General features: G+C 63.2%; 18 protein-coding genes. 13 read left to right on the forward strand and 5 right to left on the reverse strand.

Features of this window, described 5'->3' with window-relative positions; all coding sequences use genetic code 11:
• Positions 1–341, reverse strand: a 341-nt coding sequence (locus EN990_RS31415) for a DoxX family protein (RefSeq protein ID WP_164766190.1), incomplete at its 3' end; no start/stop codon positions are given.
• 198 nt (positions 342–539) lie between these two features.
• Here EN990_RS31415 and EN990_RS31420 point away from each other — a divergent pair.
• Entirely contained in the window at positions 540–1,028 is a 489-nt protein-coding gene (locus tag EN990_RS31420; protein WP_206519202.1) for a hypothetical protein, read from the forward strand.
• 81 nt (positions 1,029–1,109) lie between these two features.
• Here EN990_RS31420 and EN990_RS31425 read toward each other — a convergent pair whose 3' ends face one another.
• Entirely contained in the window at positions 1,110–1,886 is a 777-nt protein-coding gene (locus EN990_RS31425) for a VOC family protein (protein WP_127384952.1), read from the reverse strand.
• A gap of 166 nt (positions 1,887–2,052) precedes the next feature.
• Between EN990_RS31425 and EN990_RS31430 the strand changes: the two genes are divergently transcribed.
• From EN990_RS31430 to EN990_RS31480, 11 genes are all read left to right on the forward strand, one after another.
• Positions 2,053–2,790, forward strand: coding sequence for a gamma-glutamylcyclotransferase (locus EN990_RS31430; RefSeq protein ID WP_024501513.1), 738 nt, complete (start codon positions 2,053–2,055; stop codon positions 2,788–2,790).
• Between the two features lie 120 nt (positions 2,791–2,910).
• A complete protein-coding gene (locus EN990_RS31435) occupies positions 2,911–4,275 on the forward strand; it encodes an NAD(P)-dependent oxidoreductase (RefSeq protein ID WP_063168508.1) in 1,365 nt (454 codons plus the stop codon).
• 2 nt (positions 4,276–4,277) lie between these two features.
• A complete protein-coding gene (gene preA, locus EN990_RS31440; RefSeq protein WP_013530894.1) occupies positions 4,278–5,591 on the forward strand; it encodes an NAD-dependent dihydropyrimidine dehydrogenase subunit PreA in 1,314 nt (437 codons plus the stop codon).
• Positions 5,592–5,703: 112 nt separating this feature from the next.
• Complete coding sequence (locus tag EN990_RS31445; protein ID WP_027160676.1) at positions 5,704–6,207, forward strand: Rrf2 family transcriptional regulator; 504 nt, start codon at positions 5,704–5,706, stop codon at positions 6,205–6,207.
• 43 nt (positions 6,208–6,250) lie between these two features.
• On the forward strand, positions 6,251–6,709 hold the full coding sequence (locus EN990_RS31450) for a carboxymuconolactone decarboxylase family protein (RefSeq protein WP_024501510.1): 459 nt from the start codon (positions 6,251–6,253) through the stop codon (positions 6,707–6,709).
• A 72-nt stretch (positions 6,710–6,781) separates the two neighbouring features.
• The gene (locus EN990_RS31455; RefSeq protein ID WP_013530897.1) at positions 6,782–7,159 is read left to right on the forward strand and encodes a DoxX family protein; all 378 of its coding nucleotides are present in this window, start codon (positions 6,782–6,784) and stop codon (positions 7,157–7,159) included.
• A gap of 114 nt (positions 7,160–7,273) precedes the next feature.
• Entirely contained in the window at positions 7,274–8,335 is a 1,062-nt protein-coding gene (locus EN990_RS31460) for a glycosyltransferase family 4 protein (protein WP_127384953.1), read from the forward strand.
• Between the two features lie 50 nt (positions 8,336–8,385).
• Positions 8,386–10,548 carry an amylo-alpha-1,6-glucosidase gene (locus tag EN990_RS31465; protein WP_127369826.1) on the forward strand — a complete coding sequence of 721 codons (2,163 nt, stop codon included), beginning with the start codon at positions 8,386–8,388 and terminating at the stop codon, positions 10,546–10,548.
• 142 nt (positions 10,549–10,690) lie between these two features.
• Positions 10,691–12,472, forward strand: a complete 1,782-nt coding sequence (locus tag EN990_RS31470; protein ID WP_013530900.1) for a trehalose-6-phosphate synthase — start codon at positions 10,691–10,693, stop codon at positions 12,470–12,472.
• The gene (otsB, locus tag EN990_RS31475) at positions 12,469–13,251 is read left to right on the forward strand and encodes a trehalose-phosphatase (protein WP_127384954.1); all 783 of its coding nucleotides are present in this window, start codon (positions 12,469–12,471) and stop codon (positions 13,249–13,251) included. The genes EN990_RS31470 and otsB overlap by 4 nt, the downstream gene beginning before the upstream one ends.
• Before the next feature lie 60 nt (positions 13,252–13,311).
• A complete protein-coding gene (locus EN990_RS31480) occupies positions 13,312–13,569 on the forward strand; it encodes a hypothetical protein (RefSeq protein ID WP_063168507.1) in 258 nt (85 codons plus the stop codon).
• A gap of 31 nt (positions 13,570–13,600) precedes the next feature.
• On the opposite strand, the gene EN990_RS31485 is transcribed toward EN990_RS31480, so the two are convergent.
• Together EN990_RS31485 and EN990_RS31490 are read right to left on the reverse strand one after the other, a co-directional pair.
• A complete protein-coding gene (locus EN990_RS31485) occupies positions 13,601–14,323 on the reverse strand; it encodes an SDR family oxidoreductase (protein WP_127370196.1) in 723 nt (240 codons plus the stop codon).
• A complete protein-coding gene (locus EN990_RS31490; protein WP_127384955.1) occupies positions 14,323–15,165 on the reverse strand; it encodes an SDR family oxidoreductase in 843 nt (280 codons plus the stop codon). Before EN990_RS31490 ends, EN990_RS31485 begins: the two co-directional genes overlap by 1 nt.
• 103 nt (positions 15,166–15,268) lie before the next feature.
• Between EN990_RS31490 and EN990_RS31495 the strand changes: the two genes are divergently transcribed.
• Positions 15,269–16,156 (forward strand): helix-turn-helix transcriptional regulator, encoded by an 888-nt coding sequence (locus tag EN990_RS31495; protein WP_127368640.1) that lies wholly within the window; start codon positions 15,269–15,271, stop codon positions 16,154–16,156.
• Positions 16,157–16,357: 201 nt separating this feature from the next.
• Here the strand turns inward: EN990_RS31495 and EN990_RS31500 are convergent, their stop codons facing one another.
• Complete coding sequence (locus EN990_RS31500; protein ID WP_013530906.1) at positions 16,358–16,993, reverse strand: TetR family transcriptional regulator C-terminal domain-containing protein; 636 nt, start codon at positions 16,991–16,993, stop codon at positions 16,358–16,360.
• Positions 16,994–16,998 lie beyond the last annotated feature (5 nt).

Below are 16,998 nucleotides of genomic sequence, written 5' to 3' on the forward strand. Positions count from 1 at the left end.
AGATAGAGGAAGATGAAGCAGAACGAGATCGCCGAATCGCCGCCATTGTTGACCGGGAAGAAGTCGCGCGGCATGTGCGCCATGAAATAGGCGATCGCCATTTCGCCGGCCAGAAGGAATGCCACCGGTCGCGTGAACAGGCCCAGCGCGAGCAGGATGCCGCCGGAGAATTCGAGGATGGCGGCAGTCGTGGTCAGCCCGGAAAGGGCGTGGGGATCGACGCTGACGGGGAAGTTGAACAGTTTCTGGCTGCCATGCTCGATGAACTGCAGCGCGGTCATGATGCGCAACACGCCGAGCGCCTGCGGCTGGTATCTGGAGAGGCTTTCGAAAAGCTTCATAATGACTCCATTTTCAATCCGTCCGGCCCATAGATTATCGCCCAGGAATGGACCATTCACTTCCCATGGCCTGGCGTCAACAATCGGTGATTGAAAATGTCCCCAGCTTGACCCTTCATATTTTTCCCGCCAAGGTTGCATTTATATCGTTGTGGTTGTATTAGTGCGGCCACTCTAGAAATGTGGGTTCCCTTTGCCATGAAAAAAGTCGCCATCAGCCTCTTCGCAATTCTTGCAGGCACCAGCTTTGCCATGGCCGAGGACGCCGGCTGTGAGGCCTTCAAGTGGCCCGTGACGCGGGAGCAGACCCTGTTTGCCGCGGCACCGGCAACGCCGTCCGGAGCGGCACTGGCGGTTGGTGCGGCTGCGGACCTGGCGCTGGTGCCGGTAGAGAAAGCCGGTTTTGCGGTAGCGCCCGAACGTGCGCCGGCATCAGACAGTTTCGGGGCCATCGCCAGCGTGGAGGTGCCATCCGAGGGAGCCATCCAGATAAGTCTCTCGGGGGAGGCCTGGATCGATGTCATCCAGGATGGCCAGGCCATCAAGTCGGCGGGCTATAGTGGCGTGAAAACATGCCCTGGCATCCGCAAGAGCGTGCGCTTCAAGCTTGCGCCCGGCCCGGCCACCGTCCAGTTCAGCGGCGCGAAAAAAGCTGAGTTGAAGGTTGCGGTGCTGGCGCCGGAATGAGGCGGCGCCAGGCAGGGGGAGAGGCCTTCATCGGTGGTCCGATGAAAGCCCGCACTTTGTGTCAGCGGTGTTCGATCGCCGTCAGCGGACTGGCGCCATCAAGGCGAAGTGCGCGCCTTGCGGGTCCTGGCACTGCACGATCCAGCTGCCGCCGGGGACCTCCATCGGCCCCATCAGGATCTTGCCGCCATTGTCGGTGACCCGTTTGGCCGCCGCGTCGATGGCCGCAACGTTGAAGTAGAATTGCCAGACCGGGACCGGGATCTGCGCGGGCTTGTTCATGATGCCGCCGCCGGATTCGGGGCCGGCCGTAAAAGTCTGGTACGTGCCCATCGGGCCCATGTCGAAATCGCCGGCGTCGACCCAGCCGAACTGGTCGGAATAGAAATCGAACGCGGCTTTCCAGTCCGACGTGTAAAGCTCGTGCCAGCCGATGTGGCCCGGCGTGCTGGCCGGCACGACAGGCTGGTCGGGACCGTTCGGCTGCAGGAACATGAAGGTCGCGCCTTGCGGATCGGCGACGACGGCAAAGCGGCCGACGCCCGGAATGTCGTCGGGCTGGCGGTGAACGGTGCCGCCGGCTTTCTCCAGCGATGCAGTTGCGGCATCGACATCCCTGGTGTGGATATAGCCGAGCCAGGCAGGCGGCATGCCCATCTTGGCGGCATCCTCGGGCAAGGTCATCAGGCCGCCGACGCCACGTTCGCCGACATTCATGACGATGTAGCGCGGCATGCCGAGTGCCTTATCGAAGGGCTGCGCCGTCCAGCCGACCACTTGGGTGTAGAACGCCTCGGCGGCGTCGAGATCTGATGTCATCAATTCGTACCAGAAGAAGGGCATCGGGGTTTTTGGCATTTTCGGTCTCCTCACCTTTCATGGATCGATCGTCGTCCATCATAGGACGATCCTCACGACGGAAATCCGACACCGCCCGGACAACAATGGGTGTGTGTGCCAAGCGTTCCCTGATTGCGCATCCAGCGGTTTTCGATTTCTCTGCGGTCATGAGGGGTTGTCGTCCATGCGCTTGATGTCGCTCACGCCCGAGCTTGTCGCACTGTGCCATCGGGAAGAGGCCGATCCCGGTCCGGACCCGAGCTGGACAGACATGAACGACGAGGACTTTCGAACCCTCGCCTTGCGACTGTCCAATGAAGCCGATGAGGGACCGTTATGGGTGTTCGCCTATGGGTCGCTGATCTGGAAGCCGGAATTCGAGTCGGTCGAGCAACAGCTCGCCACGGCCTTCGGCTGGCACCGCTCCTTCTGCCTCGACATGGTGCGCTGGCGCGGCAGCGCCGAGCAGCCTGGGTTGATGATGGCGCTCGAGCGGGGCGGGCGCTGCAACGGCGTGATCTATCGCTTGCCGGAGGGTGAGAAGCCGGCGCAGATCGAAAGGCTGTTGCGGCGCGAGATCAGCGACCATGAAAGCATCGAGACGGTTCGCTGGCTGCCAGTGCATACGCCGCAGGGTAAGCTGCGCGCGCTCGGCTTCTGGGTCGGCGTGAAGGGCAGGGGAACGTCGCTGAACCAGCCGCTGGACAGAGTGGCGAGCGTGCTGGCCAGAGCCTGCGGGCATATCGGATCCGGCGCCGAATATCTCTACAACACGGTCAGCCATCTCGAAGCATTCGGCATCCGCGACCGCAATCTGTGGCGATTGCAGGAATTGGTGGCGCAGGAGGTCAGGGCCATCCATGGCCGCAAGCTTGAGCCTGGCCTTTCGCTCGCACTGCAAGCCCGACCGCAGTCGCAATAATATGAGTAAAAAAATCATATTATTGCCGAGCCTTTTCAGGGACTTGCGCCGAAAATTGACCAATTGATAAAAAAATAAAACGTGCTAGCCTTCCTCAAAAGAAAACATGGGGAACTGACGATGCCAGAAGGCCAATTCAGGGAAGGCATTGCGGGCGGCAGGCTCTCGGCCGACCAGTATGCGGATAATTTTTCCGACCTGCATCCGCCGCTCGACCACCACGAGGCGCTGGTCGAATCCGACCGCTGCTATTTCTGCTACGACGCACCGTGCATGAATGCATGCCCGACTTCGATCGACATTCCGTTGTTCATCCGCCAGATCTCGACCGGCAATCCGATCGGTTCGGCCAAGACCATCTTCGATCAGAACATATTGGGCGGCATGTGCGCCCGCGTCTGCCCGACCGAGACGCTGTGCGAGGAAGTCTGCGTGCGCGAGGTGGCGGAAGGCAAGCCGGTGCAGATCGGCCGCCTGCAGCGCTACGCCACCGACGTCGCCATGGGCGAGAACAAGCAGTTTTATCCGCGCGCCGAGCCGACCGGCAAGACGGTCGCCGTGGTCGGCGCCGGGCCGGCCGGCCTTGCCGCCGCGCACCGGCTCGCCCGCCACGGCCATGACGTGACCATCCTGGAGGCGCGCGCGAAGGCCGGCGGCCTCAACGAATACGGCATCGCCGCCTACAAGAGCGTCGACGATTTCGCCCAGGCCGAAGTCGACTACGTGACCGCGATCGGCGGTATCGACATCCAGAACGGCAAGGCGCTCGGCCGCGACTATCAGCTGTCGGATCTGATCCGCAATTACGACGCGGTGTTTCTCGGCATGGGCCTTGGCGGTGTCAATGCGCTGCGTGCCGATGGCGAGGACGCTGACGGCGTCATCAACGCGGTCGAGTTCATTGCCGAGCTGCGCCAGGCCAGCGACCTCTCCGGCCTGCCGGTTGGTCGCCGCGTCGTCGTCATCGGTGGCGGCATGACGGCCATCGACGCCGCGGTACAGTCGAAGCTGCTCGGCGCCGAGGAGGTGACGATCTGCTACCGGCGCGGCCAGGAGCACATGAATGCGTCTGAGTTCGAGCAGGATCTGGCCGCTGCCAATGGCGTCAGCATCCGTCACTGGCTGCAGCCGAAGCGGGTGATCGCCGAGAGCGGCAAGGTCACTGCCGTCGAACTCGAATACACCGCCCTCAACGGCGACAGGCTTGCCGGCACCGGCGAGACGCTGACGCTCGTTGCCGACCAGGTGTTCAAGGCGATTGGACAGAGCTTTGTCCCGGCCGCCCTCAATGGCAGCGGTGCATCGATCGGCCTCGAAGCCGGTCGCATCAAGGTGGATTCGGAAGGGCGCACGTCGCTTGCCAAGGTCTGGGCCGGTGGCGACTGCATCTTCGGTGGCGACGACCTGACCGTCTCGGCGGTCGCGCAGGGACGCGACGCTGCGGAGAGCATCAATCGGGCACTGACCTCGAACGGGAGGGCATGAGCATGGCGGATATCAGAAACAATTTCGTCGGCATCAAGTCGCCCAATCCGTTCTGGCTGGCCTCGGCGCCGCCGACCGACAAGGCCTACAACGTCATCCGCGCCTTCAAGGCCGGCTGGGGCGGCGTGGTGTGGAAGACGCTGGGCGAGGAAGGGCCGCCTGTCGTCAACGTCAACGGTCCGCGCTACGGCGCGATCTGGGGCGCCGACCGCCGCCTGCTCGGCCTCAACAACATCGAACTGATCACCGACCGCGACCTGCAGGTCAATTTGCGCGAGATCAAGCAGGTCAAGAAGGACTGGCCCGACCGCGCCATCGTCGTCTCGCTCATGGTGCCTTGCGTCGAGGAAGCCTGGAAGGCGATCCTGCCGGTGGTCGAGGAGACCGAAGCCGACGGCATCGAGCTCAATTTCGGCTGTCCGCACGGCATGTCGGAACGCGGCATGGGCGCCGCCGTCGGCCAGGTGCCGGAATATATCGAAATGGTGGTGCGCTGGTGCAAGCAGAACACCCGTATGCCCGTCATTACCAAGCTGACGCCCAACATCACCGATGTGCGCAAGCCCGCGCGCGCAGCACATGCCGGCGGCACCGACGCGGTGTCGCTGATCAACACCATCAATTCGATCACTGGTGTCGATCTCGACAGCTTCGCGCCGCAGCCGACCATCGACGGCAAGGGCTCGCATGGCGGCTATTGCGGGCCGGCGGTAAAGCCGATCGCCATGAACATGGTGGCCGAGATCGCGCGCGATCCGGAAACGCAGGGCCTGCCGATCTCCGGCATCGGCGGCATCACCACCTGGCGTGACGCGGCCGAATTCATGGCGCTCGGCGCCGGCAATGTGCAGGTCTGCACGGCGGCGATGACCTACGGCTTCAAGATCGTGCAGGAGATGATCGCGGGCCTGGAAAACTGGATGGACGAGAAGGGGCACGCCTCGCTCGACGACATCGTCGGCCGCGCCACGCCCAATGTCACCGATTGGCAGTATCTCAACCTGAACTACGTCGCCAAGGCGCATATCGACCAGGATGCCTGCATCAAGTGCGGCCGCTGCCACATCGCCTGCGAGGACACTTCGCACCAGGCGATCACCAGCATGGTAGACGGCGTCAGGCACTTCGAGGTCATCGAGGCCGAGTGTGTCGGCTGCAATCTCTGCGTCAATGTCTGCCCGGTCGAGAACTGCATTACCATGGAGCCGCTGGCAGCCGGTGTGATGGACCAGCGCACCGGCAGGCCGGTATCGCCGGTCTACGCCAACTGGACCACGCACCCGAACAACCCGATGGCCAAGGTGGCTGCGGAGTAGGAACTACCCCCCCCAAGAGAAAAACGGCGCTTTCGAGCGCCGTTTTTCATTTTCCTATTGCAGATAGGAATTATCCACGATAGTATGTATCCATGAATAAGGAACCTGTTCGATGAAGCTGGGCGAGGGTGTTGAAGCAGCCATCCATTGCGCCGCCACGCTGGCCAGTGTGGAAGGCAATAGCACCATGCCGGGCGCCGCTCTCGCCGAGGCCTTTGGCCTTTCGCCGAGCTATCTGCTCAAGCATCTCAACATGCTGAGCGCGGCGCGCGTCCTGGAATCGGTGCCCGGGCCTGCCGGTGGCTATCGGCTGGCGCGGCCAGCCGAGCGCATCACGCTGCTCGACATCGTGCTGGCCGTCGAGGGCCGCGAGCCGGCCTTCCGCTGCGGCGAGATCCGCCAGCGCGGTCCGGTGAAGCTCGATGCGTTGGCCTATGTGAAACCCTGCGGCATCAACGCCGCGATGCTGAAGGCCGAACGCGCCTATCGCGCCGCGCTCGCCGAGACCAAGCTGTCCGATATCGTGGCCACCTATGCGGCAGAAGGCGATCCCAGGTCGCTTGCTGCGAGCTGCGCCTTTGTCGAGCGCCACCAGCGGCCGCAGAAATCCAGTTAACCCCAAAACCTCAAAACCCAAGCAGACGTGAAAGGACGAGACGATGAAACAGAGGCTGCAATTTTTCGCCAAGGCGCCGGAGATCATGAAGGCGGTGTCGGCGCTCAACAAGGCGGTGGACGAATGCGGGCTCGAGGTGAGCCTGCTGCACCTGATCAAGCTCAGGGCTTCGCAGATCAATGGCTGCTCGTTCTGCGTCGAGATGCACAGCCGCGAGGCCAGGCGCGACGGCGAGACCGAGCAGCGGCTCTATCTGGTTTCAGCCTGGAAGGAATCGCCGCTGTTCTCGGAGCGTGAACGCGCGGCTTTGGCCTGGACCGAAGCCGTCACCCTGATCGCCAACAACGGCGTGCCGGACGAACTTTATGCACGTACGCTGGAGCATTTCTCAGAAGAGGAGCTGGTCAAGCTGTCCGTTGCGCTCGGCATGATCAACACCTGGAACCGGCTGTGCATCCCGTTCCAAGCCATACATCCGATGCCGGCGGCCAAGGCCGCCTGATTGTCCAATCATGTTGGGAGCGCCGTGGAGAGCGCGCTCCCACTGCCTTAAACCTTTAAAGGGGAGAGTTTGATGCCTGCGGATTTGCCTTCGACCTTGTTGTTTCTCGCTCGCTTGCTGCTCGGCGGCGCCTTCGTTTTCGCCGGCCTGCGCAACATCCAGAACGCGGCCTTCCTGACCCAGCTGATGGCCGCGCGCGGTGTGCCGCAGGCGCGGTTGGCACTGTGGACTGGTATCGTGCTTCAGGTCGCCGCCGGTGTGCTGGTCATCGCAGGATTGTGGACGGCACTCGCGGCCACGGTGCTGCTGCTGTTCCTCATCGTCGCCACGCCGATGTTCCACAATTTCTGGGACCATCAGGGTCCGGACCGTGCGTCCCGCATCAATGGCTTCGTCGGGAATGTTGCCCTGAGCGGTGGCTTTCTGACCCTGATCGCGCAATCCGTTTGACGCACAGTTCCATGCCGACTGCGGCCTCTGGTGCCGACGGCTCAACCATAAAATCGGAACCAATCGAGCCGTTGACGCATTTCACACATGCATGCCCAGCATCCAGGATGAAATATGAAAATCGCCCATGTCGCGCCGCTTTATGAATCGGTGCCGCCAAGGCTCTATGGCGGCACCGAGCGCATCGTCTCGTATCTGACCGAAGCGCTGGTCGATCTGGGTCATGAGGTGACGCTGTTTGCCAGTGGCGACAGCCAGACCTCCGCGAAGCTGGTACCCAGCCGGGAACGCGCGTTGCGCCTCGATCCGCGTCCGCTCAAATCCGAGATCGCGGCGCATCTTTCGATGCTTGCGCAGGTGAGGGAACGGGCGTCGGAGTTCGATGTCATCCACTTCCACCTCAGCCACTTCCTGCATTTTTCCTTCTTTGAGGATATTGCGGAGCGGACGGTGACGACGCCGCATGGCAGGCTGGATTATGTCGACCTGGCGCCGGCCTATGAACGGTTCCCGCGCTTTCCCCTGATTTCCATTTCGCACAGCCAGAAGGCGGGCCTTGCCAACGCCAACTGGTTGGCGACGATCCATCACGGATTGCCGACTGCTCTCTACGAGCCGACGTTCGAGACGGCCGCCGAAGAACCCTACCTTGCCTTCCTCGGCCGGTTCTCACGCGACAAGCGCCCGGATCGCGCCATCGAGATCGCCTTGCGTTCGGGGCTCAAGCTCAAGCTCGCGGCAAAGATCGGCGACGACGATCGCGCCTATTTCCGTGAGGTGGTCGAGCCTTTGATCGATGGCGATCGCGTTGTCTATGTCGGTGAGATCGAGGAAAATCAGAAGGCGGAATTTCTCGGCAAGGCGGCCGGCCTGCTGTTCCCGATCGACTGGCCGGAGCCGTTCGGCCTTGCCGCCATCGAGGCAATGGCCTGCGGCACACCGGTCATCGGCTGGAGTTGCGGTGCGCTGCCGGAGATCATCGATCAAGGCGTCACCGGTTTTATCGCTGACACAATGGATAGCGCGGTCGCTGCGGTGCCGGACTTGCTGCAACTCGACAGGCGAAAGGTGAGGACCGTTTTCGAAAAGCGGTTCTCCGCCCGAAGAATGGCCGGCGACTATCTGGCCGCCTATGCGGGCCTGATCGGCGTCCCGAGCACGGCGAAGGCGTCTTGAGCAGCGACGTGCTCGAGCCACGGCAACGAAACAACAGGGATCTTTGACGAATGGCCCAACTCGATGAGCGCCAGCTCGATCCTGCGGTTGCGCTTGCATCGCTCGACGCCACCGCCCCTCGCGAGCCGCATCGGTTGTTTGCGCTCAAGCAGGGCGATTGCTTCGCCGTTGCCGACGCCTATGGCGACATACGTGGCGCCGGCGACGGTTTCTTTCGCGACGACACGCGGGTCCTTTCCGAGTTCCGGCTGACCGTCGGCGGCAGGCAGACATCTCTGCTCGGCGCCTCGCTCAGCCAGGACAATGTGCTGTTCACCACCAATTTGACCAATCTGCCGATACAGAGCGCCGGTGGACGCGACATCCCGCAGGGAGCCATTCACATCGAACGCGTCAGACTGCTTTGGCAGGACAGGCTGTTTGAACGCATCACCCTTTCCAATTACAGCCGGGAACACTCGACGATCAGCGTTTCCCTGCACTACTCCGCCGATTTCCGCGACATGTTCGAAGTGCGTGGCTCGACACGGCTGAAGCGCGGGCTGGCCCATGCCGCCGAAACAAACGCGACGTCGGTCCTGCTGCGCTATGATGGGCTCGATGGCCTGGCCCGCCTCTCGGCGATATCGTTCTCGCAGGCGCCGGACCAACTGAGTGCCAACCGTGCCGATTTCCTGATCGCCGTGACCAAGCGCAGCAGGAAGGTGCTTTATGTCGAGGTCGGTCCCGAGGTGGCCGACAAGCCCGACCGCGACCGGTTCCGCGCCGCTGCCGCCCGCGCCCGCTTTGGCATGCGGGCCAAACGTCGCCATGGCGCGACGGTGCGCAGCTCGGGCCGTGTCTTCAACGACTGGGTCGAGCGCGCTCGCGCCGATGTCGCGTTGCTGACCACCGAGCTGGCGACCGGCCCCTATCCCTATGCCGGCATCCCCTGGTTCTCGACGGCGTTCGGCCGCGATGGCGTCATTTCGGCGCTGCAGATGCTGTGGCTCAATCCGGGCCTGGCGCGGGGCGTGCTGGCCTTTCTGGCCCAGCATCAGGCGACCGAGACATCGCCGTTCAGCGATTCCCAGCCGGGCAAGATCATGCACGAGACCCGCAAGGGCGAAATGGTGGCGCTGCGGGAGCTTCCCTTCGGCCGCTACTACGGTGGCGTCGATACGACACCGCTCTACATCTATCTTGCCTGTGCCTACGCCGATCGTACCGGTGACATGGCGTTCATCGACGGCTTGTGGCCGTCGCTGTGCGCCGCGGCCGAATGGACGGAGAAGGCGGGCCGGGAGACCGGATTTGTGACTTACCAGCGAGCGGCCGAGTCCGGCCTCGCCAACCAGGGATGGAAGGACAGTTTCGATTCGGTCTTCCATGCCGATGGCCGCATTCCCAAGGGCCCGATCGCCCTTGTCGAAGTGCAGGGCTACGTCTTTGCCGCCTTCCGGGGGCTGGCGGCACTTGCCCGTCGCCGGGGCGAGAACGACAGGGCCGACCACTGGGATGATCGCGCCGAAGCGATGCGGGTTGCCGTGGAACGGGATTTCTGGCTTGACGATCTCGGCTTCTATGCGCTGGCAATCGACGGTGCCGGCGAGCCCTGCAAGGTGCGGACCTCGAATGCGGGGCATCTGCTCTTTGTCGGATTGCCTGAGCCGGCGCGGGCCCAGATGGTGGCTGACCAGCTGCTTTCCGCCTCCTTCCATTCGGGCTGGGGACTGCGGACGCTCGCCGACGATGCCGTGTTCTTCAATCCGATGTCGTACCACAATGGCTCGATCTGGCCGCACGATACCGCCCTTTGCGGTGCCGGGCTGGCGCGCTATGGCGAGCGCGAAAGCGTGGTTCGCCTGATGAGCGGCACGTTCGAATCCGCGGTCCATTTCAACATGCGGCTGCCCGAACTGTTCTGCGGTTTTACACGTGCGCCGGGCGAAGCACCCATCGCCTATCCCGTCGCCTGCCTGCCGCAAGCGTGGTCGGCGGGCTCCGCTTTCATGTTGATGCAGGCCTGTCTTGGCCTGGAGATCGACGGCTGGGAGGGTGAGATTCGCGTCGGCCGCCCCAGGCTGCCGATCGGCATCGACACGCTGACACTGCGGCACCTGGGCGTCGGCGACCGGGTCGTCGATCTCACCTTCCAGCGCGTCGGCGACCGGGTCGTCGCTTTCCTGGCCGACCGCCATGAAGGGCTGGTGCCGCTCATAGTAAGAACATGATCCGAACAAAATTGGCGGAACCGATCCAGGCCTTGTGCGTTGCAAAAACACTGGTCCGAACGCCGACCACGTGGCCGGCGGACCGTTTCAAACGGGAAACACGAACAAACGGTCGCCGACGGCCGGGGTGAGTTGACGTTCAATGACAAACTACGGTGCGGACCTGCTCTGGGTTCTGATTTTCGCGAGCCTCGGTTTTTCCGCTCTTGCCGTATTCCTCTCCATATCGCGGCACCGTCGCCGTCATCCTCCTGCCGTCCCACATACGGCAGGCGAAGATGTGGCCGCGGAGGCCGCGCGCAAGGTGATACGGGAGTTCGAAAAGAACGGCCAATCGGCCGATGCCGCGCTGGTGACCTGGTCGCCAGAAACATTGCGCAAGATCCTGGCCGACGATCTGCCCGATGCGCAGGTTATCGTGGTGTCCAATCGCGAGCCGTACATCCACAATGTGAAGGACGACGGCGTCGAGTTGCTCGTCCCGGCCAGCGGGCTGGTGTCGGCGCTCGAGCCCATTACCCGCGCCTGTGCGGGCACCTGGATCGCCTATGGCGGCGGAACGGCGGACCGCCTTACCGTCGACGACCACGATCGCGTGCAGGTGCCGCCTGGCAACCCGTCCTACACGCTGCGCCGGGTCTGGCTGACGGAGGAAGAGCATCAGGGCTATTATCTCGGTTTCGCCAATGAGGGCCTTTGGCCGCTTTGCCATATCGCCTTCACCCGGCCGATTTTTCGCGCCTCCGACTGGGCTGCCTATGAAGCCGTCAACCGGAAGTTTGCAGATACGGTGGTTGCCGAGGCGCGCAACGAGCGGCCGATCGTGCTGGTCCAGGATTACCATTTCGCGCTGCTGCCGCGCATGATCCGAGAGCGCTTACCGGAGGCGATCGTCATCACTTTCTGGCACATCCCGTGGCCAAATTCGGAAGTGTACAGCATCTGCCCATGGCGTGAACGCATCCTCGAAGGCCTGCTCGGCAGCTCGATCATCGGCTTCCACACCCAGTTCCATGCCAACAATTTCACCGAAAGCGTCGATCGCTTCCTGGAAAGCCGCATCGAGCGGGCCGATGCGGCCATCTCCTACGGCGGACGGACCACATTGGTGCACGCCTATCCCATCTCGATAGAATGGCCGGCGGACCTGCTGGCGAAACTTCCCGCTGTCGACGATTGCCGCGCTCGCATGCGCGAGAGGTTCGGCCTTAAAGCGGATGTGAAGCTGGCCGTCGGGGTCGAGCGCCTCGATTATACCAAGGGCATTCTCGATCGGTTTCACGCTTTGAACGAATTGTTCAAGCGACAGCCTGAGTGGATCGGAAAACTGGTCTTTCTGCAGATCGCGGCACCCAGCCGCGGCACGCTGCCCGCCTACAAGCTGCTCCATGACGAGTGCCACCGTTATGCCGAAGAGCTCAACCGGCGTTATGGCAGCGAGGGCTACAGGCCGGTGATCATGGTGGCCGAACATCACTCGCAAGAACAGGTCTACGAGATCTATCGGGCCGCCGACATATGCATGGTCACCAGCCTGCATGACGGCATGAACCTCGTCGCAAAGGAATTCGTCGCCGCGCGCGACGACGAGCAGGGCGTTTTGATGCTCAGCACATTCGCCGGCGCCTCGCGTGAATTGCTGGAGGCGCTGATCGTCAACCCTTACGATGCCGCCATGATGAGCGGAGCGCTGTTGCAGGCACTGACCATGTCGCCCGAAGAACAGCGCGAGCGCATGCGCCCCATGCGCGAGACAATCCGCAACAACAATGTCTATCGCTGGGCCGGCAGCATGCTTCTGGATGCGGCACGTTTGCGCAAGCGCGGGGACCTCGATCGGGTGACCGGTGCCGTCAGCGACCCGCCGCCCAGCGTCGACAATGTCGTCTCCATTTTTGAGCGCAGACGGGTGGCGATGTCATGAGCGATGCGCTGCAAAATATTGTTGGCGAGACCCTGCACAAGCCGCAGGCCGTCATGGAGAAACCGCACACTGTGCTGACCGGCGAATGGGCGTTGTTCCTCGACATCGACGGCACCCTGCTGGAACATGCCGAACACCCGGACGCCGTCTCGGTCAGCGACGAGCTCCGCTCCTTGCTGCAAGGCCTGGATTGCAAGCTGAACGGGGCATTGGCCTTCGTAACAGGCCGTTCCGTCGCGGCTGTCGATCATCTGTTTCAGCCTTTGAAGCTGCGCGCCGCCGGGCTCTATGGCCTGGAACATCGGCTCCTACCGAACGACGACGTCGAAGTCGCGGATGAGCCGGCGGATATTTCTGCGCTTGTCGACGAGATCGAGGCCGAGCTCGGTCGTGGCGCCTATATCGAGCGCAAAGGACGGGTGCTGGCCATCCACACGCGCGCCGCCCCGCATCTGCTTCCGCGCGCGACGCAGCTGGTCGAGCAGGCGCTGGCCACGCTGCCAAAGGGCTACCGGGTGGTACCCGGCAATGCCGGTGTTGAATTGCTGCCGCTCGAGGCCGCCAAGGGCGCCGCGATCCGGCGTTTCATGGAAATTGCGCCATTCACGGGCCGTCGCCCGGTCTTCCTGGGCGACGACACGTCGGATGAAAACGGTTTTGAGGCCGTCAATGATGCCGGCGGCATATCGATACGCGTCAACCCACCAGCGCACACCGCAGCGCGGTACGGGCTTGCCGACGTTGTCGAGACGCTGGGCTGGCTGAGAGGTCAACTTTAGATCCAGCCGACGCAACCGCGATCGCGCCTCCTGGAAAGGGCAAGGAAAGGAACGGTTTCGATGGGACGCTTTGCACAATTGGTCCGAGAGATCACCCCGAACTGGCTGCACTCTCGCTCCTCCCGCCATGACATTGCCGACGTTTCACCGTCCGACGCGGATTTCAGCTGGCAAGAGGCGATCGACAACAAGATGTATGGGGCTGATACGCCTGATTATTCCTATGTTCCGGAAAAGACCGCTTCAGATGCGGTGAGACCGGGCGGTGACAGCCCCGGCGAAAAGAGCGTGCGGGGTGATCCAAAGAGAGCCAATTGAGGGTGAAAAGCCTGTCGGCGCCCGAGGAACGCTACGCCGCAAATCGCAGTCCGCCGTCGCAGGTCAGCACCTGACCGGTCATGAAGCCGTTGGAGACGAGGAAGGCTATTGCCGCGGCGACGTCTTCGGCGCGACCGATGCGGCCGACCGGGGTCCTGCCGGCATAGTCTGCAAACAGCGCCTGCCTCTGCTCCTCGGCCAGAAAGTCCCACCAGGGCGTGTCGATGATGCCTGGCGCCACGACATTGACGCGCAGCGGTTTCAACTCCATCGCCAGGATCGGCACCACGGTCAACAGCATGCCGTTGATGGCGGCGATACCGGCGACGCCGGGCGTTGCGAGCTGCGCCGACACCGCCGAGATGAAGGTGACCGATCCGGCCTTGTTGAGTGTCGGCAAGGCGGCCTGCAGGCAGGACAGCTGCGGGCGGACCTTTTCCTCCACGCCACTGCCGATGTCACTCAGGTCAAGCGCCGGGAACGGGCCGAGGCCCTTGCCGCCGCTGGCCGCCAGCACCAAGTGATCAAAGGGGCCGAGGCGCTCGAAGAATTGACGGACCTCATCCGGCTTCGACGCGTCGAAAGCGGCCTTCTCGGCAGCACCGCCAAGGCTCTTCCAAGCGCTCTTCAGCTTGTCCTCGTTGCGGCCGGTGATGGTTACCTTCATGTCCGGGCCAAGCAGTTTGCGCGCCGTCGCCAGCCCGATGCCGGACGAGCCACCGATGATGACGGTGTGTTGGATTGCCTTGGTCATCAATGCTGTTCCTTCGATGTGGGGGAGGCCGGGCCGATGAGGTCGAGGCTCAAGCTTCTCAGCTGTTGCCTTGCCTTGGCGTCGTAGGCCTGAGCATCGGCGCGGGATTCCCGCAGGCCGTCGAAATAGAGGCCGCTTTTCCCGTTGAGCGTGGGTGAGGTGGCGAGATTGAGGATGGCGTCGGCACCGGTCTCGACCGAACTCCACGGCGTCACCCTGGCCTGCCGGACCATGGTTGTGTTCATGTAGCTCGCCGGATGCAATGCGTTGACGGTGACGCCGGTGCCTTTCAACTGTTCGGCCAAATCGACGGTGAACAGGATCTGCGCCAGCTTGCTCTGGCAATAAGCGCGCACCCCGTCATAGGAGCGGGTCAGCATGACATCGCTGAAGTCGATCGCCTGCTGCCCCGCAGAGGCGACATTGACGATGCGCGCCGGCGCACTGGCCTTCAGCAATGGCAGGAGCTCCGATGTCAGCAGGAAACCGGCGAGATAGTTGACCGCGAAGCGCAGTTCATAGCCGTCGGCACTCACCTGCCTTTTGGCACCTTGGCCCGCTGTGCCGATGCCGGCATTGTTGATGAGGATGTCCAGCCGGTTCGTCCGGGCGCGCACCGCCTCGGCGAGGTGGCGCACCTCGGCCAGCGAAGAGAGGTCGGCGACCAGAAGCTCGGCCTTGCCGCCGGCGGCTTCGATCTCGGTGACAACAGCCTTGCCGCGCGTTGCATCGCGGCCGTGCACCAGCACACGGGCGCCCGCGGCGCCGAGCCGTTGCGCGACAACGCGGCCGACGCCGTCTGTCGAGCCGGTGATGAGGATCGTCTTGTCTTTGAGTTCCATGTTCAGAGCCTCCGTTCTGTTGCTCTGAACGGAAGATGGGGCAGTTGGCGCTGGCCAAACAGTTCAAACTTTATCCTGGTATCAATACTGCTATAATACGCGCATGGAGTCCCAACCTCACGCGGCCCCCACACGTTCGGCTGAAAACAGCCGCCGGCGCGAACTCGGCGCCTTCCTGCGCTCGCGCCGCGAAAGGCTGACGCCCTCGGCCGCAGGCATCGCCATCGGTCTCAGGCGACGTACGCCGGGCTTGCGCCGCGAGGAGGTGGCGATGATCGCCGGTGTCGGCACGACCTGGTACACATGGCTGGAGCAGGGGCGGGAGGTCAGGCCCTCGGTCGAGGTGCTGACGGCGCTCGCCGAAGCACTGCGCCTCGACGCCGCCGAAAAACAGCATCTGTTCATCCTCGCCGACCGCCAGCAGCCGGAGCGCCGTGCCGTAGCGCCGGAAAAGGTCGATGGCCCGTTGCTGCACATGCTGCAGAGCCTGGTGCTGCAGCCGGCCTATGTCGTCGGGCGGCGCTGGGACGTGCTGGCCTGGAACCCGGCGGCGGTGGCGGTGTTCGGCGATTATGGCCTGCTGGAGGGTGACGCCCGCAACATCGTCCACATGGTGTTCACGAGCCCGCATCACCGGCACCTGCTGGTCGACTGGGAGCAACTGGCGCACACCGTGCTGGCCTCGTTCCGGGCCGCGAGCGCCCGCTATGTCGGCGATCCGGATTTCGAGCGGCTGATCGAGTTGATGACGCGTTCGAGCCCCGAATTTCGTGCCTGGTGGCCGCAGCGCGACGTCGCGCATCGGTTGTCGGGGGTGAAACATGTCCGGCACCCGAGCGCGGGCGCCATGACCTTCGAGCATATGAGCCTGTCGATCGGCGACGGCTCGGACATGAAGCTGATCGTCTACACGCCGTTAGCCGAGCAGAATTCGATCGCCAAGCTGCAGGCATTGCTGGACGCGCTGCCGGCCGAGCGGCGCAGCGCCTGAGGTTGGCTGGCGTCCCCCTCGGCTTCGTCATCCACGGGCGAAGCGGACGCGGAAACCCGAGGATCCATGCCGGGACGTTTGCCGAAGAGTACTACGGAACAGAATTTGGACCTTTTGCGGCGCGTTGAAGTCGCGGCATGGATTCTAGGGTCTGCGCCGCGCCGCGTCGCTCCTTGCTTCGCCCTAGAATGACGAAACCATTTAGCCCTTCGGCTTCAGCCCATCGAGGAACAACTGCTCGAGAAATCTTGCCGCATCCTCGAAGCGGCCGTCGCCGCCGCGGTTCGGTCCGAGCACGGCGCGGACCTGGACGTCGAAATCGGCATAATGCTGCGTCGTCGCCCAGATCGAGAAGATCAGGTGCCAAGGGTCGGTCTTGGCGATCTTGCCGGCGCGCATCCAGCCCTTGATGACGGCGGCCTTCTCGTCGACCAGCGTTTTCAGTTCGCCCGCCAGCAGCGGCATGATGCGCGGCGCGCCTTGCAGGATCTCGTTGGCGAACAGCCGGCTCTCGCGCGGAAAATCGCGCGCCATCTCCAGCTTGCGCCTGATGTAGCTGCGCAGTTCGGTTAGGGGATCGCCAATGTCGTCGAGTTCGCGCAGTGGCGCCAGCCAGGTGTCGAGCAGGCGCTGCATCAGCGTTTCGTGGATGTCTTCCTTGCGCCGGAAATAATAGAGCAGGTTCGGTTTCGACATGCCGGCGGCTTCGGCGATCTGGTCGATGGTCGAGCCGCGAAAGCCGTTGGTGGAGAAGACCTCAAGCGCCGCCTCCAGGATGAGTTCGCGCTTTTCCTGCTGGATGCGGGTGCGGCGAGGGGCATCCGTGCCGATGGTCACCGTTG

Source organism: Mesorhizobium sp. M7A.F.Ca.US.005.03.1.1 (assembly GCF_003997975.1).
Taxonomy (GTDB): domain Bacteria; phylum Pseudomonadota; class Alphaproteobacteria; order Rhizobiales; family Rhizobiaceae; genus Mesorhizobium; species Mesorhizobium ciceri.